This is a genomic window from Thermoanaerobacter uzonensis DSM 18761 (assembly GCF_900129115.1).
Classification (GTDB): domain Bacteria; phylum Bacillota; class Thermoanaerobacteria; order Thermoanaerobacterales; family Thermoanaerobacteraceae; genus Thermoanaerobacter; species Thermoanaerobacter uzonensis.
This window is the reverse complement of record NZ_FQUR01000014.1, coordinates 72,360-90,271: the sequence shown is the minus strand read 5'-3', so window position 1 is coordinate 90,271 and position 17,912 is coordinate 72,360. Positions and strand designations below refer to the sequence as shown.

Annotated in this window: 15 protein-coding genes and 1 tRNA gene; 11 read left to right on the top strand and 5 right to left on the bottom strand. The window is 35.3% G+C overall.

The features are described from left to right. Nucleotides 1-441: carbohydrate-binding module family 20 domain-containing protein (locus BUB32_RS09225; protein WP_327192060.1), on the top strand; the 441-nt coding region annotated here is incomplete at its 5' end. A 256-nt stretch (nt 442-697) separates the two neighbouring features. On the opposite strand, the gene BUB32_RS09220 is transcribed toward BUB32_RS09225, so the two are convergent. Beyond that, nucleotides 698-1,051 carry a metal-sulfur cluster assembly factor gene (locus BUB32_RS09220; RefSeq protein WP_072969127.1) on the bottom strand — a complete coding sequence of 118 codons (354 nt, stop codon included), beginning with the start codon at nt 1,049-1,051 and terminating at the stop codon, nt 698-700. A gap of 454 nt (nt 1,052-1,505) precedes the next feature. Between BUB32_RS09220 and BUB32_RS09215 the strand changes: the two genes are divergently transcribed. The 3 genes from BUB32_RS09215 to BUB32_RS09205 all read left to right on the top strand — a co-directional run bounded on the left by BUB32_RS09215 (nt 1,506) and on the right by BUB32_RS09205 (nt 4,652). Further along, on the top strand, nt 1,506-2,162 hold the full coding sequence (locus BUB32_RS09215; protein ID WP_072969126.1) for an N-acetylmuramoyl-L-alanine amidase family protein: 657 nt from the start codon (nt 1,506-1,508) through the stop codon (nt 2,160-2,162). Further along, a complete protein-coding gene (locus BUB32_RS09210; protein WP_042834668.1) occupies nt 2,163-2,501 on the top strand; it encodes a phage holin in 339 nt (112 codons plus the stop codon). Nucleotides 2,502-2,750: 249 nt separating this feature from the next. After that, the gene (locus tag BUB32_RS09205) at nt 2,751-4,652 is read left to right on the top strand and encodes a DUF4914 family protein (protein ID WP_084727007.1); all 1,902 of its coding nucleotides are present in this window, start codon (nt 2,751-2,753) and stop codon (nt 4,650-4,652) included. Between the two features lie 103 nt (nt 4,653-4,755). On the opposite strand, the gene BUB32_RS09200 is transcribed toward BUB32_RS09205, so the two are convergent. From BUB32_RS09200 to tdh, 3 genes are all read right to left on the bottom strand, one after another. Continuing rightward, on the bottom strand, nt 4,756-6,033 hold the full coding sequence (locus BUB32_RS09200) for a solute carrier family 23 protein (RefSeq protein ID WP_072969129.1): 1,278 nt from the start codon (nt 6,031-6,033) through the stop codon (nt 4,756-4,758). Between the two features lie 223 nt (nt 6,034-6,256). After that, nucleotides 6,257-7,492: an aminotransferase class I/II-fold pyridoxal phosphate-dependent enzyme gene (locus BUB32_RS09195; protein WP_072969125.1), complete on the bottom strand. Its 1,236-nt coding sequence runs from the start codon at nt 7,490-7,492 to the stop codon at nt 6,257-6,259. 19 nt (nt 7,493-7,511) lie between these two features. Beyond that, the gene (gene tdh, locus BUB32_RS09190; protein WP_072969124.1) at nt 7,512-8,555 is read right to left on the bottom strand and encodes an L-threonine 3-dehydrogenase; all 1,044 of its coding nucleotides are present in this window, start codon (nt 8,553-8,555) and stop codon (nt 7,512-7,514) included. Between the two features lie 260 nt (nt 8,556-8,815). Here tdh and nifJ point away from each other — a divergent pair, with 260 nt between their 5' ends. Further along, nucleotides 8,816-12,328 (top strand): pyruvate:ferredoxin (flavodoxin) oxidoreductase, encoded by a 3,513-nt coding sequence (nifJ, locus tag BUB32_RS09185; protein WP_072969123.1) that lies wholly within the window; start codon nt 8,816-8,818, stop codon nt 12,326-12,328. A 26-nt stretch (nt 12,329-12,354) separates the two neighbouring features. On the opposite strand, the gene BUB32_RS09180 is transcribed toward nifJ, so the two are convergent. Next, the gene (locus BUB32_RS09180; protein WP_065214144.1) at nt 12,355-12,516 is read right to left on the bottom strand and encodes a CDIF630_02480 family spore surface protein; all 162 of its coding nucleotides are present in this window, start codon (nt 12,514-12,516) and stop codon (nt 12,355-12,357) included. Nucleotides 12,517-12,672: 156 nt separating this feature from the next. Here BUB32_RS09180 and BUB32_RS09175 point away from each other — a divergent pair, with 156 nt between their 5' ends. The 6 genes from BUB32_RS09175 to spoIIE all read left to right on the top strand — a co-directional run bounded on the left by BUB32_RS09175 (nt 12,673) and on the right by spoIIE (nt 17,820). After that, on the top strand, nt 12,673-13,074 hold the full coding sequence (locus tag BUB32_RS09175) for a DUF1284 domain-containing protein (protein ID WP_072969122.1): 402 nt from the start codon (nt 12,673-12,675) through the stop codon (nt 13,072-13,074). Between the two features lie 70 nt (nt 13,075-13,144). Then, the gene (locus tag BUB32_RS13425; RefSeq protein WP_234949261.1) at nt 13,145-13,318 is read left to right on the top strand and encodes an AbrB/MazE/SpoVT family DNA-binding domain-containing protein; all 174 of its coding nucleotides are present in this window, start codon (nt 13,145-13,147) and stop codon (nt 13,316-13,318) included. 176 nt (nt 13,319-13,494) lie between these two features. Beyond that, nucleotides 13,495-14,436, top strand: a complete 942-nt coding sequence (locus BUB32_RS09165; protein ID WP_072969121.1) for a DMT family transporter — start codon at nt 13,495-13,497, stop codon at nt 14,434-14,436. A gap of 220 nt (nt 14,437-14,656) precedes the next feature. After that, nucleotides 14,657-15,184 (top strand): class I SAM-dependent methyltransferase, encoded by a 528-nt coding sequence (locus BUB32_RS09160; RefSeq protein WP_072969120.1) that lies wholly within the window; start codon nt 14,657-14,659, stop codon nt 15,182-15,184. 68 nt (nt 15,185-15,252) lie between these two features. After that, nucleotides 15,253-15,327 (top strand) — tRNA-Glu (locus BUB32_RS09155). Nucleotides 15,328-15,474: 147 nt separating this feature from the next. Continuing rightward, nucleotides 15,475-17,820, top strand: a complete 2,346-nt coding sequence (spoIIE, locus tag BUB32_RS09150; RefSeq protein WP_072969119.1) for a stage II sporulation protein E — start codon at nt 15,475-15,477, stop codon at nt 17,818-17,820. Nucleotides 17,821-17,912: the final 92 nt, after the last annotated feature.

Below are 17,912 nucleotides of genomic sequence, written 5' to 3'. Positions count from 1 at the left end.
ATTGTGTCATGGGAAGATACTGAAGTAAAAGTAAAAGTTCCTGCTTTAACTCCTGGAAAATATAACATTACATTAAAAACAGCATCAGGAGTTACAAGCAATAGCTATAATAATATTAATGTTTTAACGGGTAATCAGGTATGTGTTAGATTTGTAGTAAATAATGCTACAACTGTGTGGGGAGAAAATGTATATCTTACGGGCAATGTAGCTGAACTTGGCAACTGGGATACATCGAAGGCAATAGGACCAATGTTTAACCAGGTTGTGTATCAATACCCTACGTGGTATTACGATGTGAGTGTGCCTGCTGGTACTACTATACAATTTAAGTTTATAAAGAAAAATGGCAGTACTGTAACCTGGGAAGGTGGATACAACCACGTATATACTACACCCACTTCTGGTACAGCTACTGTAATTGTAAACTGGCAACCGTGAATGGGGAATATATTTAATTTCCTCCCGATGGGAAAAGAATCTCCTCGCTAGATGATATTACCTTTGAATTCTCATTTTTTTCTACAAATTGTCCTTTTTCATATATTATAAAAGGGCAGCGCACATGCACTGCCCTTTTGCTATTACAATTCCAAGAGCACTTCCGGTTGAGAAATTTGTCACAAGTCGCACCGATTGCAAAATATTCTATTTTCGAAAGTTTGTCAACAGTCTAAGACGGTTTTAAACCGCCTTTTTATAATCCGAGTTCCATTCTTGCAAATGAAGATAGACGATCACGATCCCATGGAGGTGAATATACAATTTTTACTTCTACCTCACTATAATCTCCAATTGAAAGTACTTCGTTTTTTACCTCATTTGACAACACATCAGCAAGTGGGCAACCTAATGCTGTTAGTGTCATTATAATGTATAATTTATTATCTTCTTTGTGAATTTCATAAACAAGCCCAAGGTTTATAATATCTATACCGATTTCTGGATCGACAACAGACATGAGAGTATCTATTATACGATTTTGTTCTTCTTTGTCTTCAATGCCAACAAATTTAATTGGTGCAAAGTCAAGAAATTCTCCACTTTCCATAATGTATTGTGCCTCCTTTATATCCAATTATATTGTATTAATTTTTTCATTTTTATTTGGTTTTAAAATTAGAAACTATACGTAGTTTTTCCAAAATTATTTGCGTAAAAAAGGCATATAGAATGAAACGTTCCATCCTCTGGCACTTCACGCGAGACACCTACTCTGCCAAGAATTATCTTATATTATATCATATTTTACTGTTTTTTTATATAGACGAAATTTTTGTGAAAGGGGTCATTTTTATGAGAGAAAAATAAAAAATCTATTTGTAAAAGAGATTAAAAGTAGTATAAAGTTAAATATCCAGGTCCAGCTGAAAAGTGGTACATTGAAAAGGTTATTTTTGATTTAGAGGGAGATAGAAGATAATTTTCATAAACTTGTTATTTTTTTCTGCATATTATATGATAAAAGAAAGGTTGGAAAAATTATTTTGATGGTGGTGATTAATATGCTAATAGCTGTTGACCCTGGCCATGGAGGAAAGGATCCTGGTGCTGTGGTGGGTGATTATAAAGAAAAAGATATAAATCTAAATATAGCTTTAAAACTAAGGGATATTTTACTGAAGGAAAATATAAGTGTAATAATGACAAGAGATAAAGATGAGACAGTAGACTTACAGCAAAGGTGTGATATTGCCAATAAGAGCAAAGCAGATTATTTTATTTCTATTCATTGTAATAGTTTTACAGATCCTTCCGCAAATGGTACGGAAACTTACGCGTATCCCAGAAGTTTAGCAGGACGAAATTTAGCCCAATATGTACAAAATGAAATAGTAGAAATGTTAAAAACGACAAATAGAGGAGTAAAATATGAAAGTTTTTATGTACTGAAGCATACTGTAATGCCTGCGATACTAGTTGAAACAGCTTTTATGTCAAATCCACAAAATTTAGATTTGCTTTTACAAAAGCCGGATGCTTTTGCACAAGGGATTGCAAATGGCACAATTAAATTCTTAAAAAGCGTAAATTATAAGCAAACAGATGATATTGAAAAATTACAGATGAAAGGAATTATAGATAAACATTATGACCCTAAAAGTTATGTCAGTTGGGGAGAATTTGCTTCTGTAATATTAAAAATATTGGGAGGGAGATAAATGAGGGATTTGGTCATGACAATTTTGACAGCTGGTGTTCAACTCGTTATAATGGTTGCGCTTGGGTATTTGATTGATTATTTAAATACCAAAATTGGTATGGAAAAAATGAAAAGATATTACGAAATTGCAAAAACTTTTGTGCAAGCAATAGAACAGCAAATAGGGCCAGGTAAAGGACCTGATAAAAAAGCAGAAGTTTTTAATTTATTAAAAAAAGTGGTTGGCAATAAGTTGACAGATGAAGAGATAGATAAATTAATAGAAGCGGCAGTTTTTGAAATGAATTATATATTGAAATTGAAAGGTCTAGAAAAGCAAGCTGAAGTGAATAAGTAAAAGCGCTCTATTAGGAGTGCTTTTGTTTTTATCACCTATTACTAATCAAAATTGCAAGAATACGATTCAAAAATTTCATCAATGTAAAAGATTACAGAAGATATGTGCGCAAAAGAACGATATTATGACAAAAAGTTCGGAATGTAGATACATCCTAAAAATTATTTTGCAAATTTTATTATTCAAATTGCAAACTTGAAAAATTTTTTGTATAATATTCTTATACTTATTATTGTGAGGTGGTATAAGTTGGACTTTTCACTCATTATTAATAAGGAAACAATGGAAATTATAAATAAAATGAGACTACCAGAAGAAGTAGAAGATATATTAAAAGTGTGTCCTAAAATAACAATTCCAGAAAGTAGACAACATCTTCTTGAAATTTCTGTTGGAGGAAATAATGACTTTTTTGAAATTTTTTATGATGTTCCAGAAAAAGGAAAAGTATTAGAAGCTACTGTGGCAAGGTGTAAAAATGGGTTAGCAGTTAATTATCCTGAGCCTTATATGAGAAGGAGAGAGCCAGATTGTCTTGTAGTTGCTGATAATGGGGAGACAGATAAACCTAGGTTTGTGGATAGGTATGGATATGATTTTGACGAATTAAGGCAGAAAACTTTTGAATGGCTGAAAAAGCAAAATTTAATTGTTATGCCTTTTATGTCGGGTGGAGAAGAGTATGGATACCCTTCTCTTTTAATAGCGCCTGATAATGCAGGTTTTTTTGCCACTGCTCTTGCAGACATACAGGGTTTTATCCCAAAAGGTGAAATACCAGAAGGTTTTTTGCCAAGAGCCATTGTTTATTTGGCTCCACCTTTTAGGCATACTCATTTTAACGGAAAACAGGTAGTTGTCCATAACCGCTTAGAAAATTTACATGAGCTTTTTTCGTATAATTTATATCTTGGTCCCAGTGCTAAGAAAGGAATATATGGTGTGCTTCTGACAATCGGTGAAAAAGAAGAATGGATTACTGCTCATGCTTCTGCAGTGAGAATAATTACTCCTTATGACAATATATTGACTATTATGCACGAAGGTGCCAGTGGTGGCGGAAAGAGCGAAATGCTGGAGCAAATTCACAGGGAGCCTGATGGGCGCATAAAAGTAGGGCGCAATTTAGTGACAGGTGACGAAATATACGTAGACCTAAAAGAAGCTTGTGAGCTACAACCTGTAACTGATGATATGGCTTTGTGCCATCCCGCTTTGCAGCAAGGGAAAAAGTTAGTTATAAAAGATGCAGAAAAAGGCTGGTTTATAAGAGTAGACCACATAAATGAATATGGAATAGATCCTCATCTTGAAAAGTTGTGTATATATCCGAAAGAACCTTTAATCTTTTTAAACATAGAAGGAGTACCTAAGTCCACGTGTCTTATATGGGAACATATTATGGATGCACCTGGTAAACCTTGTCCCAATCCTCGTGTAGTAATGCCGAGAAGATTTATGCCAAATGTAGTTGATGAAGCTGTAGAAGTAGACGTGAGAAGTTTTGGCGTAAGGACTCCACCTTCTTCAAAAGAAAAGCCTTCCTACGGTATAATAGGAATTCTACATTTGTTGCCTCCTGCTCTTGCTTGGCTGTGGAGATTAGTTGCACCGAGAGGTCACGCTAATCCAAGTATAGTAGGAACAAGTGGACTCGAAAGCGAAGGTGTAGGTTCTTATTGGCCTTTTGCAACGGGTAAAAGAGTAATTCACGCTAATCTTTTATTGCAGCAGATTATAAATACACCGGGTACTCGATACATTCTCGTTCCAAACCAATATATAGGGGTGTGGAAAGTAGGGTTTATGCCCGAATGGATAGCTCGTGAATATCTTGCGAGAAGAGGAAGTGTAAGATTTAGACCAGATCAAGTTACACCAGCGAGAAGCAGTCTCCTCGGTTATGCTTTAAATACATTAAAAATAAACGGAAGTTTTATTCCTCGCGAATTGCTGCAAGTTAACAAGCAGCCCGAAGTAGGAGATGATGGATATGACAAAGGAGCTGAGATGTTAAATGAATTCTTCAAAAGAGAATTAAAGCAATTCTTAGTTCCTGAACTTGACCCTCTTGGTAAAAAGATTATTGAAACATGTTTGGAGGATGGAACTTTAGAGGATTATATAAAACTTTTGGGAGATTATAGATAATTGAAAGAGCCTGTACAAAATTGTATGGGCTCTTTTTTGTATTTCTTGTAAGAACTATGGCAAAATAAAGAAGCATGAAAAAAGAGGGGATTTCCCCTCTTTTTCATGCTTCGTGAACGGCTTCTTTTGAGGTTGAAGTTTTTTCTGCCTTTTTTACTTTTGCAAAGGTGATTTTGGGCAAGACAAGGTTTAGAAGTATTCCTGCTAAGGTTGCAGGACCTATGCCTTCGAACACAAAGTTGCCCAAGGGTATTTTTATGCCGCCTACTCCTAAGGTTAATATTACAGAAGCTATTATTAAGTTTCTGCTGTCTGAAAAATCCACTTTGTTTTCTACCAGAGTTCGAAGACCTGCTGCTGCAATCATTCCAAAGAGGATTATAGTAACTCCACCCATTACTGCCTGGGGTATTACTTCTATCAAAGCGCCTATTTTTTGTATAAAGCTTAAAAGTATTGCGATGATTGCTGCTCCTTGAATTACTCTTGAGCTGTATACTCTTGTTATTGCGAGGACTCCAATGTTTTCGCCGTAAGTTGTGCTCGGTGGTCCGCCAAAGAGTGCTGCGATTGAAGTTGCAAGGCCATTTCCTAACATTACCCTGTGAAATCCAGGATTTTTTATGAGGTCTCTTTCAACTATATTTCCTATTACTAGAACATGTCCCAGGTCTTCGATTATAGCGACCAGTGCTAGAGGTGCAACCAGTGCTACAGCACCCCATGCGACCTCAGGAGCATGTCCTGTTAAGAAGGAGAATTTGGGAATGGCAATCCATGAAGCTTTTGCAACAGGTCCGAAGTCTACAAGGCCTCTTGTTATGGCAAATATATATCCACCTATTGTTCCTAAAAGGATTGGAATCACTTTTATAAAGCCTTTTCCAAACATGCTGAAGATGATTATTAATGCCGCTGTAAACAGAGCTGTAGCTAAATCTTTTTGCGCTTGAGCTATTGCTACAGGAGCAAGGGAAAGGCCTATTATCATAACTACAGGGCCTACTACAACAGGGGGAAGCAATTTCTCTAACCAATCGATGCCTGTCAAGCTTATGATTATGAATACCACTATATATACAAGGCCTGCTGCTATCATACCAGTAAAAGCACCTCTTACACCAAATTGCTTAGTTGCAGCTATTATAGGTGCTATAAAGGCGAAGGAAGAACCTAGATACGCAGGTACTTTTCCTTTTGTCATCAAGTGAAATATTAAAGTTCCAAGCCCTGATGTGAAGAGTGTAACAGCTGGGTCAAGACCTGTTAAAAGAGGTACTAAAATTGTTGCACCAAACATGGCAAATACGTGCTGAAAAGATAGTGGAATTGCTTGTTTTATAGGGGGAGTTTCTTCGATTCCGTATATTTTGTTTGACATAAAAAAACCTCCTTTGAGTTTTTTGTTTACAAAAAAACCCTCTAAAGGAGGATGCAAATATAGATATTTTATTTTCCTCCTTTTTAGCCTCGCTGGGCTAAATTAAAGGGTTTTTTCACTTTGTCCTTTCAATTATAGCATACAAAATATTATTTGTCTACAACAAAAAGCCCCTTTAAGAGAGACCTTTTAAAAAGTAAAGAGACAATAAAATTTAACTATTTTAGCTCCACCTTTCTTTTCTATAACGTTCTAATACATTCAGTACATAATTTATATCAAAAGTTGTATGGTCGGCGTTAATTTGGAACCGGATACTTTCACTACCTCTAGGTACCACTGGATAGTTTATGGCTGTTGCAAGAATGCCGTTATCTATGAGGTAATTTACTAAATCTATTGTTTTTGTTGCATCTCTAACCAAAAGTGGTACTATTGGATGCTCGCTTACTACAGTTTCATATCCTAATTTTACAATTCCTTCTCTAAAAAGTTTTGCTAATTCTTTGAGGTGTGAAAGTCTTTTTTGACCTTCTTTGCTATCAAGTATTTCAAGTACTTTTAAAACACAAGCAGCTTCTGATGGTGTTACTGGATTTGAGTAAATATAAGTTATAGTTTTTTCTCGCAAGTAAGTTGTTATAACCTCGTTTGATACTACATAACCTCCATTTACACCATATGCCTTTCCCATAGTACCGATGAGAAGGTCAGCTTTTCCACCTGTTATTTCTTCTGTGCCTCTTCCAGTTGGGCCAAAAGCGCCAACACCGTGAGAATCGTCAACTATAGTTATTATGTTTTCTTCAAAATCTTTGTCATATCTGTCTGCAATCTCCTGAATTTTCTTTAAATCTGCGTAATCTCCTCTCATACTGAATACACCGTCAGTGACTACAATGGCGCGTTTAGCTTTACCAATAAAACTCTTTATTCCATTTTCTAAATCTTTATAGTCTAGGTGTTTATATATATATCTTTCCTTGGGTTTAGAAAGTCTTATAGCATTGATAATACAGTTGTGGTTAAGTTCATCACTTATTATTACTGTTTCAGGAGTTACCAAAGAGGAGATGATTCCTACCACAGTCATGTATGCAGAGCTAAAAATCATTGCATCTTCTCTGCCATGAAATTGAGCAAGCTTTTTCTCAAGGTTTCTATGTGTTATATAGGTTCCGCTTATAAACCTCACTGCTCCAGGTCCAATGCCAAACTTTCTTGCAGTCTCCTCTTCTACTTTTATTACTTCCTCATTAAATTGCATTCCGAGGTAAGAGTTAGAGTTCATCCTTATAAATTCTTTGTCTCCAAAGCCTTTTAAAAAGAAACGTGGACCTTTTTCACCCTCTGGTTTTTTTACATCGACTATGATAAGTTCTTTTCCTTTAGCACGACCTTCAGTCTTTAACTCATCGAGTTCTTTTTGTAAAATTTCATTTAATCTTGTAAGTGGCATCTTTTTTACCTCCTTTTGTTTATGGATATAATACAACTTTGCCACATTGGCCTTTTATCATTAGTTCCATGCCCTTTTCATATTCAGAAAGAGGGAAGGTATGAGTAATTATTGGTTTTAATGCTTCTTTAAGGCCAGAGCGCAATAAACCCTTTACTTTGTACCAGGTATCGTACATTCGCCTTCCTGTAATGCCGTTTATTGTTATGCCTTTAAAAACGACGTCATTCGTTATGTCTATAGGAACTTCATTGTCAGGAAGACCCAAAATAGACATCCTTCCGCCTTTTGCGATATATTTAAGTCCTTGTTTTATTGCAGTGGGGCTTCCAGAGAAATCCAATACTACATCTGCACCGTAGCCTTCTGTTTCACTTTTTATTATACTGACGACGTCTTCTTCAAGTGGGTTTATAACTCGTGTTACACCTAATTTATGAGCAAGTTCCATTCTGTATTCTACCGGTTCTATTGCAAATATAGCTGAAGCACCTGTTGTCTTAAGAAGTGGTATTGCCATCATCCCTATAGGGCCGCAACCTACTACAGCGACAGTTTTTCCTACTACCTCTCCAGAAAACACTGTGTGAACGGCGTTTCCAAGGGGTTCTTGTATGGAGAGAAGTTCTAAAGGTATGTCTTTATCATTTATCCATACATTGCTTTCAGGGACTTTAATGTATTCTGCAAAAGCACCGTCTGTGTCAACACCGAGTATTAGCGTATTTTCGCAAATATGGGCATTTCCTGTTCTGCAAGCTTTACATTTTCCGCATACTATGTGAGTCTCCGCACTTACTAAATCTCCAACCTTTACTGAGGTTACATTTTCTCCTATTTCTACAACTTCTCCTACAAATTCATGTCCCATTATCTTAGGTGGTTTTATCCGGCTTTTTGCCCATTCATTCCAAACGTAAATGTGAACGTCTGTGCCGCAAATAGATGTGGCTTTGACTTTTATTAGTACCTCATCAGGTCCTATTTTTGGTATTTCTCTTTTTATTATATCTGCACCTTCTTTGGGATGTTGTTTAACAACAGCGGTCATATATCCTTCCATAATGGACATCTCCTTTACTTGTACACTCATCTTACTACATAATATATTCTATATATTTGTACAAATTCCTTCTTGCATTACAAAAAAATTTTAATGGACTATATTTTTTATAAAGGCAAAAAGGAACCTGTTCTATCATTAAAACTCTGAAGACAAATATTTAAAATTATCTTCTATGTCTAGATGCATGATTATTCTTTTTTAATGAAATAATATATCTGGATAGAAAAACCATGTTAAGAGTTAAGGAGGATTATTTTATGCGAAAAATGGCCACAATGGACGGAAATACAGCAGCTGCTTATGCCTCTTATGCTTTTACTGAGGTTGCAGCAATTTACCCTGTTACGCCTTCTTCTCCAATGGCTGAAAATGTTGATGAATGGGCTGCCCACGGAAAAAAGAACATATTTGGACAACCTGTGAAGGTTGTTGAAATGCAGTCAGAAGCAGGTGCTGCAGGTGCTGCCCATGGTTCTTTAACTGCAGGCGCTTTGACAACCACATATACCGCATCACAGGGGCTTCTTTTAATGATACCAAATATGTATAAAATTGCAGGAGAGCTTTTACCAGGGGTGTTTCATGTAAGTGCCCGCGCAATTTCTGCCCATGCACTTTCTATATTTGGCGACCATCAGGATGTAATGGCAGTAAGACAAACAGGTTTTGCACTTCTTTGTTCTGCCAATGTACAGGAAGCCATGGATATGGCATTTATAGCTCATCTTTCTGCTATAAAATCTAGGGTACCATTTTTGCATTTTTTTGATGGCTTTAGGACTTCTCACGAGATGCAAAAAATAGAAGTGGTGGAATATGAGGAAATTGCGAAACTTTTAGATTTAAGAGCAGTTAAAGAGTTTAGGGAAAGAGCGTTAAATCCTGAACATCCTGTTGTAAGAGGTACTGCACAAAATCCCGATATTTATTTTCAAGGAAGAGAAGCTACTAATAAATTTTATGAAAAGGTTCCTGACATAGTAGAAGATTACATGAAGAGTTACAAAGAGCTGACTGGAAGAGAATATCACCTTTTTGACTATTACGGTTCAAAGGACGCAGAGTATATAATTGTAGCTATGGGTTCTGTTTGTGACACGATAGAAGAGACGATTGATTATCTAACAAAAAAAGGAGAAAAAGTGGGTTTAATTAAAGTACATCTCTACAGGCCATTTTCTGAAAAACACTTTTTTGAGGTTTTACCTGATACAGTTAAAAAGATTGCCGTATTAGACAGGACAAAAGAGCCGGGTTCAATAGGAGAGCCTTTGTACCTTGATGTGGCTAAGTTATTTTATAACAAAGACAAAAAGCCCGTTATAGTAGGAGGTAGATATGGTCTGGGCTCAAAAGATACAACTCCTTCTCAGATTATTGCAGTCTATGACAATTTAAAAAAGGACTCCCCCAAAGACCGTTTTACCATAGGAATTTTAGACGATGTGACTTACACATCATTAGAAGAAAGTGAATTTGTAGAGACTACACCTTTTGGCACTGTAAGCTGCAAGTTTTGGGGATTAGGCTCTGATGGAACGGTTGGGGCAAATAAATCGGCTATTAAAATAATTGGGGACAACACAGACTTGTATGTGCAGGCATATTTTCAGTATGACAGCAAAAAATCAGGAGGCACCACTATTTCCCATTTAAGGTTCGGTAAAAAGCCGATTAAATCTTCTTATTTGGTAAATCATGCTGATTACATTGCTTGTCATAATAAGTCTTTTATTTACAATTATGATGTTTTAAAAGGACTTAAACATGGTGGGACTTTTGTATTAAATTGTCCTTGGAGTAAAGAGGAGCTGGAGGAGAAGTTACCTGCTTCAATGAAAAGATATATAGCTAAAAACAATATCAATTTTTATACAATAGATGCCATATCAATTGCCCAAGAAGTAGGTTTGGGTGGCAGAATAAACATGATAATGCAGACAGTGTTTTTTAAACTTATAAATATAATACCTTTTGAAGAAGCAGTTGAGTATTTAAAAGATTCTATACAGAAGGCCTATGGCAAAAAGGGTCAGGATATAGTGGATATGAACTTAAAGGCTGTTGACAGAAGCGCAGAAGCTCTTGTAAAAGTAGAAGTGCCTGAGGAGTGGAAAAACGCAAAAGAAGGGCAAAAAATTGTAAAGCCAGAGCCTGATTTTGTTAAAAATATACAAAGACCTATGGAAAGAAATGAAGGAGACCTCCTTCCTGTAAGTGCTTTTGTCGGCATGGAAGATGGCACATTTCCTACTGGCACAACTGCCTATGAAAAGAGAGGAATTGCAGTATTGATACCCGAATGGCAGATAGACAATTGCATACAGTGTAACCAGTGCTCTTATGTTTGCCCTCATGCAGTAATACGGCCATTTTTATTAACGGAGGAAGAAATGAAAAAAGCGCCTCCAACTTTTAAACTGAAAAAAGCAATAGGAAGAGGATTAGAAGGGCTTTGGTATAGAATACAGGTAAGTCCTTTAGACTGTACAGGATGCGGCAATTGTGCAGATGTTTGTCCAGCACCTACAAAAGCTCTTATAATGAAACCCGCTGAAGAACAAATAGAAAAAGAAGCGAGAAATTGGGAGTATGCTGTAACTCTTGATGTCAAAGATAATTTAGTAGATAAGACAACTTTAAAAGGCAGTCAATTTGCAAAGCCTCTGTTTGAATTCAGTGGCGCATGCCCCGGCTGTGGTGAGACTCCTTACATAAAGCTTTTAACACAGCTTTTTGGAGATAGGATGATGATAGCAAATGCCACAGGCTGCTCATCTATTTATGGGGCAAGTGCACCCTCTATTCCTTATACTACTAATAAAGAAGGAAAAGGGCCTGCTTGGGCTAACTCACTTTTTGAAGACAATGCCGAATTTGGTTACGGCATGTTTTTAGCAAATAAGCAGATAAGGGAAAGGCTTAGAGATTTGATGAAAGAAGCTATAAATATCCCTATTGACGATGAATTAAAGGCTGCATTCCAAGAGTGGATTGATGGGATGGAGGATGGAGATAAATCTAAAATTGCTTCTAAAAAGATTTTGGATATTATAAATAGAGGCGGGTATACAGAGAATGAGATAATAAAAGAGATACTTGACAAAAAAGATTTTCTTGTAAAAAAATCTCAGTGGATAATAGGGGGAGATGGATGGGCGTATGACATTGGCTTTGGAGGGCTTGACCATGTTATAGCATCAGGAGAAGATGTAAATATACTGGTGCTTGACACAGAGGTGTATTCTAATACGGGAGGGCAATCCTCAAAATCTACGCCATTAGGGGCAGTTGCAAAATTTGCGGCAGCAGGTAAGAGGACAAGCAAGAAAGATTTAGGCTTGATGGCTATGAGCTATGGATACGTGTATGTGGCGCAAGTTGCAATGGGAGCAAATATGAACCAGACGATAAAGGCTTTTGTGGAGGCAGAAAAATACAAAGGGCCTTCACTTATAATAGCATACGCTCCTTGTATAAACCATGGCATAAAGTCAGGCATGGGAACAAGTATAATGGAGGAGAAAAAAGCAGTGGAGTCTGGTTACTGGCACCTTTATAGATTTAATCCAGAGCTTAAAAAAGAAGGCAAAAATCCATTTGTACTTGATTCTAAAGAGCCGACAAAATCTTTCAGAGAATTTATTGAGGGGGAGATACGATATTCCTCACTTAAAAATGTATTTCCTCACATTGCGGAAAAACTTTATCAGAAGGCAGAAGATACTGCAAAAGAGAGATATGAAAGATATAGAAGGCTGGCAGAATAACGATTCCGGGCGTATGCCCGGAATCGTTATTTTTTGTTTTCTTCTACCCATTCTTTTGCATTTATTACCTCATTTTCACTTGGGATAGGCACATTTGATTGTTCTTTTACATTTTGTATATTTGCCCAGGAAGCAGTTTTGTGATTTTCTATTGGCACTTTGTGAGGTTTTTTTGGTTTTTTAATCATACAATCACTCCTTTAAATGTATTATTTTCTATAATTGAAGAAATTATGACTATTATTGTGATAAACTGAGGGATGTAAATTTCTTTTTTTTCTTAGGTTACAGTTCAAATTAGCAGTATAATTATTGTTGTAATAATGGGATGAGGAGAGATTGAAATGGAGATAAGAGGACATCACTTTTTGTGTGTGTTGGGCTTTAGAGGACTTGGTTATGATGAAAAATTTGTTAAAAATATGGATGAAATTATTAGAAAATTGAATAATGAACATGAAATGTTGATAAAAGCTGTGGATAGTGTGGATAACATTTGCAGCGTGTGTCCAAACAATGTAAATGGAGAATGTACACAGGAAGAGTATCCAGGAAGTGTAAAAGGAAAAGATAGGGCAGTTTTAGAAGTTTTAGATATAAGGCCAGGGGAGATATTGAGCTATAGGGAAGTCACAAATAGAATTAAAGAGAAAATGACTGAAGAAAAAATGGAAAAGATATGCAGTAACTGTGAATGGTTTAGCCTTGGGTATTGTTTAGAAGGGATTAGAAAGTTAAAAGGTTGATAGTTTATGGAATTTGAGATACAATGAAAGTAAGGAAAATCTTATTTTCAATGCATAAAGGAGGGATAATATGGAATTAGCAAAAGTGACAACAAGAGGTCAAATTACAATTCCTAAAGAAATACGCAAGAAATTGAACCTTAAAGAGGGGGATAAAGTAGTTTTTATTGAAGAAAACGGGAAAATTGTTATAGAAAACTCGGCAATGTTTGCTCTTCGCCAGATACAAAATGAATTTAAATGAGAAGCAGAAAAAGCTGGTTTGAAAAATGAACAAGAGGTAGTGGACTTGGTTAAAGAGATCAGAAAAGAAATGTGGGGAAAACGCCATGCGAATAATGGTTGATACAAATGTTTTAATTTCTGTGGGAAGTGTTATATAATTATATTCGGTGCTTTAAAAAAGGCTGGGGTGTTAAATTGGAGAGGATAAAGGCCTATTATCCTTATTTAGCGGGAATAGGAATGGCATCAATTTTTGGATTTTCTTTTATGTTTACCTCTATGGGGCTTGATGTAGCTTCTCCTATGGAACTTATAGCCTATCGTTTTTTACTTGCAGCATTTATGATTACTCTTTTGTGGATATTTGGAATTATTAAACTTAATTATAGAGGTAAAAATCTATGGCCATTGTTTTTATTGTCTCTATCAGAGCCTGTTGTGTATTTTATATTTGAAACATATGGTGTAAAATATACATCCTCTTCTCTTTCTGGTTTGATGATAGCTTTGATTCCTGTTGCTGTTACCGCTTTGGCGGCGGTATTTTTAAAGGAAAGGCCTTCTTTGTATCAGCTTTTCTTTATTCTTTTGTCTGTTACAGGAGTTGCTTTTATAATTTTTATGACAGGTGTTGAAAGCCGTAATACGTCAATTATAGGTTTTGTATATCTTTTAGGAGCAGTCTTATCTGCAGCTTTTTACAGTATTTTAGCAAGAAAGTCTTCTTTAGAATTTACACCTATTGAGATAACCTTTGTCATGATGTGGTTTGCCGCAATTTCTTTCAATTTTTTAAATTTAATTGATAGATTAGCAAAGGGCCATCCTATTTCTGACTATTTCAGGGATTTAACTGATTACAGAGTACTTATTCCTGTGCTATATCTAGGTGTTTTATCTTCTGTTGTAGCGTATTTTTTAAACAATTACGCTCTTTCAAAATTGCCTGCATCTCAAGCTTCAGTTTTTGCGAATTTGACCACAGTAATTTCGGTAATAGCGGGGATCACCATACGACGTGAAGCTTTTTATTGGTATCATATAATAGGAGCTATTATGATATTGATAGGAGTATGGGGGACAAATTATTTTGGAAAAGTGTCTCAACCGATTATTTCTTCAGAAGAAACACACTGAAATTCTGTATTTACATTACATAGAGAATGTGATATACTTTTAACGTAACCCTATACCATACGGGGGCATATATTAGTTCAAAAAGGATGCGGTATAAAAATACCGCATTTATTATAGAGGAGTGATTTTATTAGTACTTTAATTAGTATAGCATGTTTTTGCGTTTTATTAAAGTACAAAAAGAGAGATAATAAATAAAAAAAGTTTTTGAGGTGAAACTATGGAGAGAGATGTAAAAGAAGCTGTGGAAATGTTAGGCAGAGGAAGTGGAAAAGCTCTTGATATTGGTACAGGACGGGGACGAATGGCAGCCGCTTTGGCTGAATACGGATATCAAGTCGTGTCTATTGATGAGAGTAAAGATGCTTTAAAAAGAGCAGAAGACCTTTTGAAAGAAAGTGTAACTTTGGAAAATATTTTGCTACTTCAGGGAGATGCTCACAATCTTCCATTTTTAGATGAAACCTTTGAGGTTGTGGCTACATACAATGCCATGCATCACATGAGGGACTATAAAAAGGTACTGGATGAGATGGTGAGGGTCTGTAAAAAAGGCGGTAGTATTCTTATATCCGAATTAAACGAATATGGGAGAAAAGTTGTTGCTGAAAGGCATAAGAAAAGAGGAAGCCATCATGAAGCAAATATAAGCATTGAAGATATTGCAAAGTATTTAGAAGTCGAATATGCTTTAATAGGAGAAATAAAACAGGGAGAGAGTACAGATATTTTTATATCTAAAAAATGACAATTATTAAGGAAAAATTTATTGTTGACAAGACATGAAAATATGATAAAATAAGTAATGTCTTTTGTGGCCCCGTGGTCAAGAGGTTAAGACACCGCCCTTTCACGGCGGCAACACGGGTTCGAATCCCGTCGGGGTCACCATTTAAGTTAAGAAATAAAATGTCGCACAAGGGTGCGACATTATTTTTTATGTCGAAAGAAAAATTACATATATAGCAAAAATTAACAAATAAAACCATCACCATGATGTTATAATTTAGAAAAAAAACAAGAGGTGGTGGTTTTTTTATGCAAAATATAAATATTTTACCTTATAAAAGAGTTATAAAAACTTCCTTGACAGAAAATACTCAAAAAAATCTTTCTAAAAACATTCAACAGATTATATTATTGTCAGTTATAAGCTTTTTTATAGGGCGAGCTGTTATTTTCAATAGTCTTTTGCCTTTCGGCATTGCTTTTTTTGCAACACTTTTAATGTATAAAAAGCGATATCTTTTAACAGGAATAGGAGTATGGTTGGGAATATTAACTTTACCCAATGTCAATAGTTTTAAATACCTTTTAGCGCTTGTTTTGATCTTTTTATTAGAAGGGCTTCTAAAAATTAAACCTCAAAATATTATTAAAACCTCTTTCATTACTTTTATTTCTCTTTTTAGCGCAGATCTTATATTCAGCTATATTTATGGCTTTTTGCTTTTTGACATTATGATGAGCCTATATGAGTCTGTCACTGCAATGTTAATGGTTTTTATTTTTAACCACGCTGTTTCATTTATTTTGAATATAAACAGAAAAATTGTTTCCAATGAAGAGTTGATATCTTTGAGTATATTTATAGGGCTATTTATTCTAGGAATGAATCATTTGAATGTGTGGAAATTTACTCTCAATGGGATATTAGGGATATTTATAATACTTTTAGCCTCTTATATAGGTGGGGCTGGAGTAGGAGCAAGTATCGGCACAACTATGGGGCTTCTTGGAAGCTTATCTTTTTTCCAAATGCCAGTCTCCATAGGGCTTTTTGGATTTGCAGGCTTGTTGGCCGGCAGTTTGAAAAAATTGCATAGAATTGGAGTTATTATAGGCTTTTTAACTGCCATTTTTATTATTACATTTTATGTAACTTCAACTGTGGATATGCTTGTAAATCCTTATGATATTGTGTTAGCTTCTTTAATGTTTGTAGCACTTCCTAAGAAGTACATAGTAAAGGCGGAGGAAATAGTAAAGGGTAATAAAAATTTAAACAACAGAAATTACAATGAAAAATTAAAAGAAGTAGTGACAGGCAAACTTAAAGAGTATTCTCAAGTATTTGAAGAGCTCTCTAAAAGTTTTAAACAAGTAAATGAAAAGGTATTAGACCACAAAGATATTTCTTATTTGTTTGAGGAAATTGCTAATAAGACCTGTACTCAATGTGTCATGTATAAAACTTGTTGGGACAAGGAGTTTTACAATACTTATAAAAGCATGTTTGAGTTGATAGAACATCTTGAAAAAAATAGTAGTATTGAGGACAATAAACTGTATAGAAAATGTATAAGATTTTCTGAACTTATGAGTACAACTAAATATTACTTAGGCATTTACAAAATAAGCATGCAGTGGAGAGAAAGGCTAAAAGATGCTAAAGGACTTATTGCTACTCAGTTAAAAGGAGTTGCTGATGCAATATCTAATATGGCTAGTGATATTGGCATGAATGTCACTTTTAAAGATGAATTAGAACAAATAATGATGGTAGAATTGGACAAAAAAGGCATACCTGTGGAGGATGTGCTAATTTATGACACAGGAGACGAAAATTTTAACGTAAAAATATATAAAAAGGCATGTTTTGCTAAGGAATGCGACAAAAAGATTGTCCCTATTGTATCTGAAATTATGGGGGAAAGATATGAGAGAAAAAGTAGGTTATGCTCTATAGACCACAATGGAAGATGTGTACTTACTCTTACAAAAGCAGAAAGCTTGCAAGTCTTAACGGGTATAAGCAGAGTTAGCAAGTCAAAAGCCAAGATTTCTGGAGATACTTATTCTTTTATGGACTTAGAAGATGGAAAATATATGGCAGCTTTAAGCGATGGAATGGGGATTGGATATAAAGCGGCTGCAGAGAGCACTACTACCATTTCTTTGCTGGAGAAATTTATAGAGGCAGGCTTTGATAAACATTTAGTTATTCAAACATTAAACTCTATTTTGGCTTTGAGGTCTGCAGAAGAAATGTTTTCTACTGTGGATATAATGTTTCTGGACAAGTTCACTGGAGAAGCAGAATTTATAAAAATTGGCTCTTGTGCTACCTTTATAAAAAGAGGGAATGAGGTTGAGATTATAGAATCCAGTTCTCTGCCCATTGGCATTTTGGAAGATATAGAGGCAGATATACATGAAAGAAAATTAAAAGATGGAGATTTTGTGATTTTAGTCACTGATGGAGTGTTGGAGTGTTTTGAGAAGGATAAAGAAATAGAATTTTCAAGGTTAATCAGTGAAATCAACACGAGAAATCCTCAGGATATGGCAGATGCGTTAATGAAAAAATGTTTGGAATTGTGTAATAATACGCCAAAGGACGATATGACAATTTTGGTTTTAAAGGTATGGAAGAAAATATAAAAGTTAATAAATTGGAATAACCCTTCCACAATGTGGAGACAATATATCGAGGCGATAAAGGAATACTTTTGTGGAGGGGTTTTTTGGGTTTG